This is a genomic window from Alteromonas sp. MmMcT2-2 (assembly GCF_022348305.1).
GTDB lineage: Bacteria > Pseudomonadota > Gammaproteobacteria > Enterobacterales > Alteromonadaceae > Alteromonas > Alteromonas macleodii.
In genome coordinates, this window is the sequence record NZ_JAKRFA010000001.1 from 23,178 (window position 1) to 35,846 (window position 12,669).

The 12,669-nt window shown below is 44.7% G+C and carries 12 protein-coding genes; 5 read left to right on the forward strand and 7 right to left on the reverse strand.

The window, feature by feature from the left end:
• Positions 1-8: 8 nt before the first annotated feature.
• The 4 genes from dbpA to MHM99_RS00115 form a co-directional block, all read right to left on the reverse strand.
• On the reverse strand, positions 9-1,388 hold the full coding sequence (gene dbpA / locus MHM99_RS00100) for an ATP-dependent RNA helicase DbpA (RefSeq protein WP_168534238.1): 1,380 nt from the start codon (positions 1,386-1,388) through the stop codon (positions 9-11).
• A complete protein-coding gene (locus tag MHM99_RS00105) occupies positions 1,388-2,698 on the reverse strand; it encodes an ABC transporter substrate-binding protein (protein WP_168534240.1) in 1,311 nt (436 codons plus the stop codon). The genes dbpA and MHM99_RS00105 overlap by 1 nt, the downstream gene beginning before the upstream one ends.
• Entirely contained in the window at positions 2,668-3,714 is a 1,047-nt protein-coding gene (gene pyrC / locus MHM99_RS00110) for a dihydroorotase (protein ID WP_168534242.1), read from the reverse strand. The genes MHM99_RS00105 and pyrC overlap by 31 nt, the downstream gene beginning before the upstream one ends.
• A gap of 98 nt (positions 3,715-3,812) precedes the next feature.
• Positions 3,813-4,355, reverse strand: coding sequence for a lipocalin family protein (locus MHM99_RS00115; protein ID WP_187446912.1), 543 nt, complete (start codon positions 4,353-4,355; stop codon positions 3,813-3,815).
• Between the two features lie 255 nt (positions 4,356-4,610).
• On the opposite strand from MHM99_RS00115, the gene MHM99_RS00120 reads away from it, so the two are divergent.
• Together MHM99_RS00120 and MHM99_RS00125 are read left to right on the forward strand one after the other, a co-directional pair.
• Positions 4,611-5,561, forward strand: a complete 951-nt coding sequence (locus MHM99_RS00120) for an aldo/keto reductase (RefSeq protein WP_168463634.1) — start codon at positions 4,611-4,613, stop codon at positions 5,559-5,561.
• A gap of 23 nt (positions 5,562-5,584) precedes the next feature.
• Positions 5,585-5,968 (forward strand): VOC family protein, encoded by a 384-nt coding sequence (locus MHM99_RS00125; RefSeq protein WP_239217648.1) that lies wholly within the window; start codon positions 5,585-5,587, stop codon positions 5,966-5,968.
• Between the two features lie 78 nt (positions 5,969-6,046).
• Here MHM99_RS00125 and MHM99_RS00130 read toward each other — a convergent pair whose 3' ends face one another.
• Together MHM99_RS00130 and MHM99_RS00135 are read right to left on the reverse strand one after the other, a co-directional pair.
• Positions 6,047-6,865, reverse strand: a complete 819-nt coding sequence (locus MHM99_RS00130; protein ID WP_014977631.1) for a mechanosensitive ion channel domain-containing protein — start codon at positions 6,863-6,865, stop codon at positions 6,047-6,049.
• A 125-nt stretch (positions 6,866-6,990) separates the two neighbouring features.
• Complete coding sequence (locus MHM99_RS00135) at positions 6,991-8,208, reverse strand: MFS transporter (RefSeq protein ID WP_014980533.1); 1,218 nt, start codon at positions 8,206-8,208, stop codon at positions 6,991-6,993.
• Between the two features lie 279 nt (positions 8,209-8,487).
• On the opposite strand from MHM99_RS00135, the gene MHM99_RS00140 reads away from it, so the two are divergent.
• Together MHM99_RS00140 and MHM99_RS00145 are read left to right on the forward strand one after the other, a co-directional pair.
• Complete coding sequence (locus MHM99_RS00140) at positions 8,488-10,437, forward strand: amylosucrase (protein ID WP_239217658.1); 1,950 nt, start codon at positions 8,488-8,490, stop codon at positions 10,435-10,437.
• Positions 10,438-10,775: 338 nt separating this feature from the next.
• Positions 10,776-11,003 (forward strand): hypothetical protein, encoded by a 228-nt coding sequence (locus MHM99_RS00145; protein WP_230598813.1) that lies wholly within the window; start codon positions 10,776-10,778, stop codon positions 11,001-11,003.
• 100 nt (positions 11,004-11,103) lie between these two features.
• Here MHM99_RS00145 and folE read toward each other — a convergent pair whose 3' ends face one another.
• Positions 11,104-11,787 carry a GTP cyclohydrolase I FolE gene (gene folE / locus MHM99_RS00150; RefSeq protein WP_014951061.1) on the reverse strand — a complete coding sequence of 228 codons (684 nt, stop codon included), beginning with the start codon at positions 11,785-11,787 and terminating at the stop codon, positions 11,104-11,106.
• A gap of 161 nt (positions 11,788-11,948) precedes the next feature.
• Here folE and folM point away from each other — a divergent pair, with 161 nt between their 5' ends.
• The gene (gene folM, locus MHM99_RS00155; protein WP_239217660.1) at positions 11,949-12,656 is read left to right on the forward strand and encodes a dihydromonapterin reductase; all 708 of its coding nucleotides are present in this window, start codon (positions 11,949-11,951) and stop codon (positions 12,654-12,656) included.
• Positions 12,657-12,669: the final 13 nt, after the last annotated feature.

Genomic DNA, 12,669 nt, shown 5'->3' on the forward strand with positions numbered 1-12,669 from the left:
AGCTCTTATTAAAGTTTTCGGGCTCTAATACGCTTTCCTTTGATCTTACCTTCTCTAAAGTGCGCCATGGCTTTTTTCACGCTTCGCGTTTTCACTGCGACAAAACTCATGCTGTTTTGCACTTTAATTTTGCCCAAGTCATCGCCAGGAATGCCCGCATCTTTGGTAAGTGCACCCACCAGATCGCCTGGGCGAAGCTTTTCTTTTTTACCCGCGCTTAGTGAAATACAGGTAAATTCAGGCTGAGTAATTTTGTTTTTATGAAAACGCAGGCTTTGTGCGCCTTTAAGTGGAATATCGCTTTCTTGCAATACTTCTATTTTTCGCAAAAAGTGCTCTTCGTCATCGCTGACTAGCGTGACCGCCATGCCCTGTGCGCCTGCTCGCGCCGTGCGACCAATGCGGTGAATATGGGTTTCCGGCTCTTCACTTACCGTGCAATTAATTACGCAGGCAACATCATCAATATCCAGCCCTCGCGCAGCTACATCGGTGGCAACAAGTACTTGTAGCGCATCGCTGGCGAACTGCATTAGCACCGATGTGCGTTGATGCTGTTCCAAGTCCCCCTGAAGTCCAGCTGCGCTAAAGCCATCTTCGATAAGCTCCTCAACCACTTCATTTACCTGAACCTTGCGGTTACAAAATACAATGGCATTTTTAGGTTGGTAGTGGGTAAGTACCGCTTTAAGGGCCTGAGTGCGTGTGTGCGGGAGCACGTTGTAGCCCAATTGGGTGATAGCGGGTTTACTGTCTTGAGACTCAACTTTACAGGTTACCGGGTTGTGCAGGTACTGCTTGGCTACACGCTCAATTTGTTCCGTAAAGGTTGCAGAAAACAATAGGGTTTGCACTTGTTTTGGCGTTTGACCGAAAATAATGCGTAAATCGTCTTCAAAGCCCATATCTAACATGCGATCGGCTTCATCGAGGACACGCAACTTTACGTTACTTAGGTCAATTCGACGCTTTTCCACATGGTCCATTACGCGACCCGGCGTGCCCACAATGATGTGCGGGCTATGTTTCAGTGACTGAATCTGCGGCCCCATAGGCTGGCCACCACATAACGTGGTCACTTTAATATTACCGATGTTTTTAGCCGCCGAACGGCACTGCTGAGCCACTTGATCAGCAAGCTCTCGGGTAGGACAAAGTATGATAGCCTGCGTGGTAAAATCATTCACTTCTACGTGCTGCAAGGCAGGAATTACAAAGCACAGTGTCTTGCCGCTGCCCGTCTGCGCTTGGCCTATCACATCTTTCCCCTGCAACGCCTCAGGGAGCGATTGTGCCTGTATAGGGGAAAGTTGGTAAATGCCTTGTGAGTCTAGCGCCTTGGTGATGGCAGGGTTTATATCTAAATGCTTAACTGTTTCAACTGTCATTAATTTGGGTTCCAAAGGTGCACTACACCATGTTCGGTATGATGAGCTATGCCGTATTCTTGGGACACCATGTCACTCCAGGAAGAAAGCTGCTCATTAAACTTGTCACTCATTTTCACACCGGCCGCCGCTAACTTGAGCTTCTCTAAAACCAAAACACAGGTGTCTTTCTTCGACAGTGCTAGGTAGGCCGTTGAAATGTCGTACTTACTCGATAGGGTTATTGTCTCACATTTAAATTGTTTTGGGTTACATCCAAAGTCAATTGCCCCCTGAGAACCGAAAATAGTATCAATTTCGTTGTTGATCAGTGCATCCACTAATGCCTGCCACGAATCATAGGCTTTTACTTTGAAGCCATGCTCTATTGCAACGTTATAGCGATAGTCTTCCAATAAGGTACCAACCCTAAAGTTCTTTGGTACGTTGGCAAAGGATTCAAAATAGGGCTTATCGATGCCGTACAGTCCATGAAGGTTTCTTGATACCGGCGTTACCCAGTGAAACACGCTTTCTCTTTCACTCGTGCGAATTACTGAGAATACCAATACGTTAGACTTGGTCATTGCTTCCTTTGCAATACGTTCCCATGGCGCGGAAAGGATATTCTGCTTTAGCGTCATCTCATCTAATATGTCTCTGACCAAGTCTGCAGCAATACCTTTAAGCTTTCCTCGCTCTCCCACCTCTGAAAAAAGTGGCACAATGTCGGCGATGACCCAAAGATTGTCGGTATTAGCATGCAGCTCACCTGCTAAGCTTAGTGTTCCAAAAGTAAGTATTGTGGCCGGGAAAGATGCTTTCAGTTCATCCCGTATAGCGCTAGCAAGCAATGTGAAATTGTCTGAACCTTTGTATTGAGCAATTAGCTCGCTCAACCGCTCTGCAAAATCGGCAGAACCTTCACTTTTGCTCAGTGCGATATAGCTCACTGCTATTGTAGTTGCCTGACTGCCCGCATTCGGCGTACATCGAACATTATTTCCACATTCAAAGGCAAATAGCGGCGTGACCCAAAAATAACTATCTTCGTTATTTTCATCTCTGATCAAATTGATAAGGACGTCAGCTTTATTCGATATGGTGTCAGTAGCAGGCGTTAAATCAATGCCATTTTTTGATAAGGCATTTTTAAACACTGTGAGTGAGTAAGATTGAATACTCTGCTTCTCAGAGGGAGATAGGGTACTTGGTAAATCGGGGGCGTGAGAGTAAGAGAGTGCTTGTGCCCAAGTGGATGAACTCCACAGGGCACATAAACAGACAATAACAACAAAAACTACGCTTGAAATGCCTTTTCTAATTTCCACTGCAACGTTTGCCCCGCATAAAATGGAACCATATCGGTGCCATCAGCTAGGGTTACTTGTTCTGGCACCGTCCACGACTCTTTCACTAATGTCATTGTAGTCGTATTTCGTGGTAAACCATAAAAATCTGCACCGTAATGGCTAGCAAATCCTTCAAGCTTATCTATTGCGCCTAGCTGCTCGAACACTTCGGCATAAAGCTCAATTGCAGACCATGCGCTATAACAACCCGCGCAGCCGCAAGCATTTTCTTTTTTATGTCTTGCATGAGGTGCCGAGTCGGTACCTAGGAAGAATTTTTTGTTGCCGCTTGCCACCATATCGCGCAACGCTTTCTGATGCGTGTTGCGTTTTAGCACTGGCAAGCAATAGTTATGAGGGCGTACGCCGCCAACCAGTAAATCGTTGCGGTTTAACAATAAGTGCTGAGGGGTAATGGTGGCTCCAACAAATTCGCTGGCGCCCGCTACGAAGCTTGCGGCATCTGCTGTCGTAATATGCTCAAACACCACTTTCAGCTTAGGGAATGCGTCAACGATAGGCCCTAAATGGGTATCAATGAACACTTTTTCACGGTCAAAAATATCAATGTGATGTTCGGTCACTTCACCGTGTATCAACAATAGCAAACCTTGCTCTTGCATGGCTTGAAATACAGGGTATAAAGCCTGAATGCCTTTTACTGCGGCGTCTGAATTAGTAGTGGCCCCTGCAGGATATAGCTTACACGCAGTTACGCCCGCTTGTTTTGCATCGATAATGTCTTGAGGTGTAGTTTGATTAGTAAGGAATAAGGTCATTAATGGCTCAAAGCTACTGCCTTTAGGTCGCGCAGCCTCAATTCGCCCTTTGTACGCCATGGCCATTTCAGCATTAACCACCGGTGGTACAAGGTTTGGCATAACAATAGCGCGCTGGAAACAACGTGCGGTTGCAGGCACTGTTTCAGCTAGCATTTCGTTATCGCGAAAGTGAAGGTGCCAATCGTCTGGCGTAGTAATGGTGAGCGTTTGCATGCCTTGTCTCTCTTAGTACTTATTCAAACAGAGGGGAAGATGCGCGCAATAATAGCACAATTCCCATTTTGCGCGCAGAACAACTCGCTCGAAAGTGGCTATGAATTCTCTTCGCCTTGCTCTACCCAAATAAGCTTGCTAACGTCGTACCCAGCCGATGTCGCTTTTTCTAGTAAACGGGTGCGAACTTCATCTGAAATAGAAGGTGTTCGCGCTAAAATCCAAAGGTAGTCTTTATCTGGGCCTGTTATCAAAGCATATTGATAACCTTCTTGATCTAGTTCCATAATTACATAGCTGGCGTAAAATGGGCCAAAGAACGATACCTTCAGATGCCCTGTCGTTTCAGACTCTACAAAATACGCTTTGCCCTCGGCTTCATCCCATACATTTTCTTCTACTGAAAAACCGCGATTAATTACCTTAACCCCTCCGTCATCGCGCATGCTATAGGTTGCCGTAACTTCGCTTAATCCTTCTTCGAAGCTATGGTCAAAGCGCGCTATTTCATACCACTTCCCTAAATAACGAGGAAGCTCAAAGCCTTCAACCGGCACTACCTTGTCAGGTACGCCAGTACAGCCAGACAAGCCCACACACACCATACCCGCCATAAACATTGAAACTAACTGCTTAAACATATGCCCTCTTTTCCTTGAACTTAGCTTTTAAAAAGCCCACTGATTAATTTAAATACACGCCTACATCGCAAAAATGATCTTTATCGGTGCTGCAACACCATAAACCTTCAAGCTAGGCTAACGGTCGACAGTAAAAATACGCTCGCCTAATCAGACTTTTCTTATCGCTTGGACCATATTACAGTGCTTTTAAAATAAGCCTTGAGCTAATACAGGCCCTGCCCACTCGATATTCTCAAACAGGAAGAAAATGACATGAATGCACACTTTCCACACGCAAGCCGCTTAATATATGGATGCATGGGCTTAGGTGGCGGTTGGAACGACAAACCGGCAACCAAAGCCGATATAAGCCAAGCAAGAAGCATCATTGATACTGTGCTGAGTTTAGATATTAATGTGTTTGATCATGCTGATATTTATACGTTCGGCAAAGCCGAAACGGTTTTTGGTGAAGCGCTCAAGCAAGCGCCCGAATTAAAAGACAAAATGATTATCCAATCTAAATGTGCAATACGATTTGAAGATGATTTAGGACCAAAGCGTTACGACTTTTCAGCAAATCACATTCACACGTCGGTTGAAGGCATTCTCTCTAGATTAGGAATAGAACAGCTTGATATACTGCTGCTGCACCGTCCAGATCCACTTATGGAGCTAGACGAAGTCGCCGGTACACTGACGCTGCTTCAGCAGCAAGGTAAAATAAAGCATGTTGGCGTTTCAAACATGCATGGTCACCAAATTAATTACCTGCAGTCTGCACTTTCCACACCTATCATTGCCAACCAACTTGAAATGAGTCTTGGCTTTAGAGACTGGTTAGAAGACGGTATTACTACCAACAGTGCTGCTAATCGCGATACAGGTTATGCGCCCGGCACACTTGAATACTGTATGATGAACAACGTGCAACTTCAGGCATGGGGAAACTTGGCACAAGGTAGATACACAGGTGCAAAAGTTGAAAATAGTAATGACCGTGCAACGGCAGACTTAGTGACTCAACTTGCAGGTGAATATCAAACTACGCCTGAAGCGATTGTTTTGGGCTGGTTGATGCGACATCCTGCCAACATTGCGCCCGTTTTGGGCAGTACCAATATTGACAGAATTAAAGCAAGCCAAAAGGCTGAAGATGTTCATTTAAGTCGAGAGCACTGGTACAAGTTATTTGAGGCTGCTCGCGGTCAAGAGATGCCGTAAGCATAAATATTAAGGAAATTAAGATGCTGAAAGGCTTTCACCACGTTGCTATCATTTGTAGTGACTACCCTCGCTCAAAGACGTTTTACACGGACGTGTTGGGCTTCTCGATTATTGATGAAAACTACCGTGAAGCCAGAGACTCTTACAAATGTGACCTCGCGTTACCTGATGGCAGTCAGATTGAGCTTTTTTCGTTTCCGGGGGCACCGCAAAGACCGTCGTGCCCAGAAGCGCAAGGACTTAGGCACTTAGCGTTCAAGATGGACAACCTCGATGAAATGATTAACCACCTAACGAATAAGCGAGTTGAATGCGAGCCAGTGAGAACCGATGAATACACCGGCAAACGCTTTACATTTTTCCAAGATCCTGACGGTTTACCCCTAGAGCTATACGAAATCTAAAAATCGCGAAGCCGTGATAGAAAAATGCCGAATAAGGGTTCTCTTATTCGGCATTTTTATCAATAGCGATACAAACTTTTATTGGTCGAGCATCCTGACTTCCCGCTGCGGGAATGGTATTTCAATATCATGCTGCTGAAGGGCATTAAAAATGGCTTGGTTTAGTGCATAGCGCACTTCGAAATGCCTTACAGCTGGCGCCCAAACCCGAATACCAAAGTTAATACTGCTGTCGCCAAAATTATCTACACCAATGGCGGGTGACTTTTCTTCGCTGACTCCATCTACCGTTTCAACAGCCTTGCGAATCACATCGATTACCTCATCGACCTTACTGGAATAGGCAACGCCAATTTCAAGTTCAATCAACATGTTCTCTGCAGAATTATGCAAGATTTCACCGACTATCAGTTTGTTGGGTATTTGGATGTGAACATTGTCTTCGTCAATAAGAATGGTATAGGGCAACATGACTTGATCGACCACCCCTGCAACACCACGCACGCGGATAGTGTCGCCAACAACGAAAGGACGGGTAATAATTATGGTAAAGCCAGCGGCATAATTGGCCAACATACCTTGAATAGCTAAACCTGCACCTAAACCTACAGCACCTACGGCGGCTATAAGTGGGGTTACGCTAATGCCCACATTACCTAATGCTATAATTATTACGATACCCAATACCACTAGCTTGCTGGCACCGCCGGTAAAGCGGCTCAGCGTAATATCGATATTTCTGCTGACCATCAGGTTTTCAACCATGTGGCCTATTTTATTGGCCACCCACCAGCCAAGCAGAAAAATAATGATGGCGCCTACAATTTGGAAACTGTAGGTCACTGCAAATTCTACAAGAGTGTCGTAAAGGGCTTGCGCTTGTTTTAACTCATCCATGGAACGTGATTAGACTAGAAACTGATAGGAATAACCGAAGCTTAAACAACAACGTGAGGAAAAACCAGTGCCGAGAGCAAGCCCGGCACGTTACGGTTTTAAGGAATAAAGAGCGAGCATTGCATTTAGTTGGCGTATTCGCTTGCCTCAATTTCCGCTAAACGTTCTTTGGTAGGGTTCTTAATGTAGTTATACACCAAGCCAACAAAGAGCACGGCAGCAAAACCCGTGGCTACCATAAAGCCATACTTGGCGTCGCCACCGTTGGCGTCGCTCACCAGGCCCATGATGAAAGGCCCTGCAGCCGCACCTGCTGCGGTGAAGAACAAGATTACTCCGGCTACGCTTCCGTGTTGATGTTTTGGGAAACAGCTTATGCCTTTTGAGTTAAAGGTAGGATAAATTACTGACATAAAAATGCCCGTTAGCGGGAATAGAAACAACGCAAGTTGTTTTCCGCCCCACAGACCAAGACCGAAACACAGTACAATAGCACCAGTGAACACCATAAGAACCAATGCCCAGTTGAAGTGAGACATCATCCAGATGCCTACGAAACGCCCTGCAGCACGAAGGATAAAGAATGCCGTTACCGAGTATATTGCAAGGGTCTGAGAGAAGCCTTCAGTATAACAATCATAGGTCGCTTTAAGCGTAGTCGCGTCGCACACTAAATAACTCGGCATCCACACATAAATGGCGCTTTCTGCGGCGACATATAAAAACGCGCCTACTGAAAATCCTAAAGCATAGGGGTTTTTCACTAAACTTAAGCTCTGCGCTATCGATACTTTCTTTTCACCTGAGGCTGTATCGCGAGTGTAAGCGGGGTATTTCACCAGCAAAGCACCGATTATAAGTAGCGTACAAACACCACCGGCGATTACATAAAGCCACTGCCATGCAACGCCTTGATGAATGAGATAAGCGACAATAAGAGGCCCGATAATTGCACCAACGCCAAAGAAGGCTTCTGCCCCATTCATAGTAGCTGTGTGCTGTTTGGTCGATGTTGAAATATCACCGATGAGCGCCAGCGCACCTGTTTTAAAGATGCCCACGGCAACGCCAGATAAGCTCATTAAACTAACAATCAACACAAAGTCGTTAGCAATTAAGAAGCTGTAGCATGCAAGGCCAAACAACGCTAAACCAATGATAATGGTAGGCTTGCGGCCTAACTTATCAGCCAAAAAACCTAGGAAAAGACCCGATAAGGCAATACCTAACATAGGGAGTGAATGCATTAAGCTTGCTTGAGCATTGGTGACAGAGAACGCCACTTTCACTTCTTTGATTATCTCGCCTACCGAGTCTGACGTCATCGCAAACATCATAAACATTAGGTAGGTTAGCCATCTGATAATTCTGCTACTAGGATCATGATTGGGCATAGTCTGTCTCACAAGCACGGTATGAAAGGCCTTGTTCAGCCCTTCTAAACTTCACAAAAACACGTTGATCATTGCACGCATTCAGTAGGTCAAAAATAACGATGTAATAAACTTGATAAATGAGCTTAATCGTTTAAGATAAAAGTTAACAGAATTTAAAAAGCCTGTAAACCTGTTAATTAGGATAGGTTGTATGACGCACCTAAGCGTCGCACTTTGGAGTTTTCTATGAGCTATGCTGCTGACAGTGGTGTATGTTTAGACCGAATCTTGGCATCAACCGATTTATCTGGCCTAAGTAAGAAAGATGCAACAACTTTTACGCGTCGCTTGAAGGAACATTTTCCTCGTCTTTTTGACAAATATACCTACGTTTATGGGCACCAGTATGACTGCTACTTTCATTTACAAAAACTGGTTGAAATATTAAGAGACGGGTTAAAAAGCCGTAAACCAGCCCTCAAAAAGCTTGATAATGAAAGGTTAAAAAACCCGCTTTGGTATCGCGATGAACAGCAAGTCGGCATGGCCTGTTATGTTGACCTGATGGGCCCCACTCTGAATGACTTGCATGACAAAATTCCCTACTTTAAGTCTTTAGGCGTTACCTATGTGCACTTAATGCCTTTATACGATGCGCCCAAAGGGGATAGCGATGGAGGATATGCTGTGTCGGATTATCGCAAGGTTAATCCAACGCTAGGCACAGTGAAAGACCTGGAAAAGCTTGCTTCAGCACTGCAAAAAGAGGGAATAAATCTTGTTCTCGACTTTGTGTTCAATCATACCTCTGACGAGCACGCTTGGGCGAAAGCTGCACTGGCAGGTGAGAAGCAGTTTCAAGGCTACTACTACCTTTTCGATGACAGAACCATTCCCGATCAGTACGAACATACTTTAAGAGAAATATTTCCCCAGGTAAGAAGAGGTAGCTTTACCTTTAATGAACAGATAGAAAAATGGGTATGGACGACATTTAACAGCTTTCAATGGGATTTAAACTACAGTAATCCTGAGGTGTTTAACGCTATCACGTCTGAAATGTTGTTTCTGGCCAATATAGGTAGCGCTGCACTGCGTTTAGATGCGTTGGCCTTTATTTGGAAAGAGCTAGGTACTAACTGCGAAAATCAGGAAAAGGCCCACGTACTTATACAAGCGTTCAACTGTTGCTTACAAATTGTAGCGCCTGCCGTGGTCTTTAAGTCAGAAGCCATCGTGCACCCTGACGAAGTACTTAAGTACATCGAAAAAGATGAGTGTCAGCTATCCTACAACCCTTTGCTAATGGCACTGCTATGGAATTCGTTAGCCACGCGTAAAACCCGTTTGCTTACGCGCTCAATGAAAAAGAGCTTCTCTATTTCTGAGAACTGCACATGGGTGAACTACGTGCGATGCCACGACGATATCGGATGGACCTTCGACGACGCGGTAGCCAACGAACTGGGTATTAACGCATTCGATCACCGCCATTTTCTTAATCAATTTTATACCGGTCGTTTTGAAGGAAGTTTTGCCAACGGCGTGCCGTTTGCTGAAAACCCTTCTAACGGCGATTGTCGTGTGTGTGGTTCACTAGCCTCTTTATGTGGGCTAGAAGGCGCGCTTAAATCCAACGATTCAAAAGGCATTGATGACGCTGTGAAACGAATGATGCTGCTTTACGGTATCACCTTTAGCATTGGAGGTATTCCGTTACTTTACTCAAGTGATGAAGTAGGCAAGCTTAATGACTACAGCTATCGATTAGATGACACCAAAAAGCACGACGACAGATGGGTAAACCGAATTGCCGTTACCCGCGCTGATACGGAATTGGCGCTAGGAAACACTTCGCCAGCCAACCCTACAGAGACTGCGAGCCTTCACGTGTTTAATGGATTGCGCAAAATGATAGCAATTAGAAAGCAGAATGCGATTTTCGGGCAGTCTAGCACCCAAATTTTAGATGCCGATAACCATCATTGCTTTGCTTTTCTTCGGGAAAATACACAGGGTCACAAGCTGCTTGTAATATGTAACTTCAGTGAGCACCCTCAAACCATTCAGCGTAGCCTTTTGGCAACACTAAAGGGCGCATCAAGCCGAGATTTGCTAACTGATGAAACTGTCGAAATGAATGCTTCACCACTATTGCTTGAGCCTTTTCAACAAATGTGGCTTCTTGCTGATTAAAGTTCGAGCTTTCGCCATATCTTGCTAATTGCTGTTTGAAAAGTGGTTAGCAAGTTATCCGCGGCTTAGTCGCCAAATTAATTATCTTTACTGCCAGTGACTTATCGAATAAGTCATTTTTTCACAGGCACACCAATAAATACCCACTATACTTTTAATAGTGAATAGATAGTTCACGTAGCTTCCGCATAACTTTGGTAGCTTGGCCTGTGGTTGACTGGCTCTCAAACTGATTGACGCGGAAGTAGCACTCTTCTTGTTGTGTGTGGTTTGTTTCTTGCTTCACGCAGAAGTATTACACAGCGGGATTCGACTTATGTCATATGGATATGTTTAACATGGTAACGGATAAAACGATGCAAAGTGATAGTGCTTTGGAATACATGTGCCCGTATTGCGGCGCAATAAATGACTTCCAGTTAGAAACAGTTCGTGACATGTATCACGAACAACATGAATCTTGTGGGTGCTGCAATAAAGTACTCAGTTTAACGGCGGCCGATGGTATTGGTGGCCGTATCAATTTGATTGTCGATTCACTGGATGCAGAGCTTGTTATCAAATAAAGCGCATTGGAAAGCGTAGCAAAATGTTAGCAAACAAAAAGCCGCTTCATGAGCGGCTTTTAAAGTTCTTGAATAAAGTTCCGAAACAAACAACCATCAACTACCGAAAGAACTCTCGTTTCAATTCATTATCAGTAAGGAAACGGCCGCCGAGCGCAGACGTTTTCGTATATGAATTAGTATCACGGATCCCTCTCGCCTTAACGCAATAGTGCGTGGCGTTAATGCTCACCGCTACGTCTTCTGTATTGGTCAACGTCTGTAACGCAACTAACACTTGTTGAGTTAAACGCTCTTGTACTTGTGGACGTTGAGCAAAGAAACCCACAAGGCGATTAATCTTTGAAAGGCCGATTACTGTGTCTTTTGGAATATAAGATACGGTTGCCGTGCCATCAATAGTAACAAAGTGGTGTTCGCAGGTGCTGGTCAGGCTTATATCAGATACCTGTACAGGCTGGTCAATCTGCATCTTGTTTTCAATGGCAGTAATCTTAGGAAATTTGCGGTAGTCCAATCCACCGAAGATTTCATTAACATACATTTTAGCGATTCGCGTGGGCGTATCACACAAACTGTCGTCAGTTAGATCAAGGCCAAGCGTGTCCATTACGTCACGCATAGCACTTTCAATTCGTTTGCGCTTTTGCTCGTCAGTAAGACCATTAGCCACCATAGGTGTTTCTAAACCTTTGGCTTCTAATGCTTCTCGTACACGTTGTGCTGGCTCTGAAATAGAGGGGTCTAGTGCGTCGCGCACAATTACCGCTTCTTTTGCTAACATTACTTTATCCGTAGTTACTTCTTTTTTGATCTTGTACGAGCATGAGTTCGTTACAGATCGATTACTTGGCAACATGACTTTTATTTAATGTCATTGCTACCGACTGTGCATTTGGCACAGAATAATAAAACCGTTACCTTTTACGAAAGAAGGACATCATCTTGAATTCACCTGTGTTAATTACAGGCGCAAGTCAACGTTTAGGCTTAGCTATGGCCAATAGTTTACTTGACCAGGGCCACCACGTTGTCGTGACTTATCGAACACTTCGTCCAAGTATTTCAATGCTTGAGGATAAAGGTGCTACAGTCTTACAGGCGGATTTTAGCACTGAGGCGGCTATTGATCGAGCAATTGATGAGATTAAGGCAATCAGTAAAACCTATCGAGCGGTGATCCACAACGCGTCAGATTGGGCGCAAGAAAAAGATAACCATGACAAGCATAGCTTGATTGAACGAATGATGTTGGTCCATGCTGTTGCCCCTTACCGCATAAACTTGCCACTTGAAAAGGCTCTTTGTGATTGCGACGTTCAATCTGACATTATTCATATGACTGACTACGTTCAAGAAACAGGCAGCGAGAAACACATGGCTTATGCGGCAAGTAAGGCAGCCTTGCACAACCTGACCCTATCATTTGCTAAGAAGCTAGCACCAAAGGTAAAAGTAAATAGCATTGCCCCAGCTTTGCTTATGTTCAATGAGGGTGATGACGAAGCTTATAAGCAAAAAGCGTTAGAAAAATCACTGTTAGAGATAGTACCGGGGGCGCAAGAGGCCGTGAAAGCCGTGAACTATTTATTTGATAGTGACTACGTGACAGGGCAAACCCTTCATCTTAACGGTGGGCGGCATTTAAGATAAAGACTGCCCCTTT

Coding starts and splice junctions, on each gene's coding strand:
- dbpA (WP_168534238.1), bottom strand. CDS start 1,388: ATGACAGTTGAAACAGTTAAGCATTTAGATATAAACCCTGCCATCACC.
- pyrC (WP_168534242.1), bottom strand. CDS start 3,714: ATGCAAACGCTCACCATTACTACGCCAGACGATTGGCACCTTCACTTT.
- MHM99_RS00115 (WP_187446912.1), bottom strand. CDS start 4,355: ATGTTTAAGCAGTTAGTTTCAATGTTTATGGCGGGTATGGTGTGTGTG.
- MHM99_RS00120 (WP_168463634.1), top strand. CDS start 4,611: ATGAATGCACACTTTCCACACGCAAGCCGCTTAATATATGGATGCATG.
- MHM99_RS00125 (WP_239217648.1), top strand. CDS start 5,585: ATGCTGAAAGGCTTTCACCACGTTGCTATCATTTGTAGTGACTACCCT.
- MHM99_RS00130 (WP_014977631.1), bottom strand. CDS start 6,865: ATGGATGAGTTAAAACAAGCGCAAGCCCTTTACGACACTCTTGTAGAA.
- MHM99_RS00135 (WP_014980533.1), bottom strand. CDS start 8,208: ATGTTTATGATGTTTGCGATGACGTCAGACTCGGTAGGCGAGATAATC.
- MHM99_RS00140 (WP_239217658.1), top strand. CDS start 8,488: ATGAGCTATGCTGCTGACAGTGGTGTATGTTTAGACCGAATCTTGGCA.
- MHM99_RS00145 (WP_230598813.1), top strand. CDS start 10,776: ATGGTAACGGATAAAACGATGCAAAGTGATAGTGCTTTGGAATACATG.
- folE (WP_014951061.1), bottom strand. CDS start 11,787: ATGTTAGCAAAAGAAGCGGTAATTGTGCGCGACGCACTAGACCCCTCT.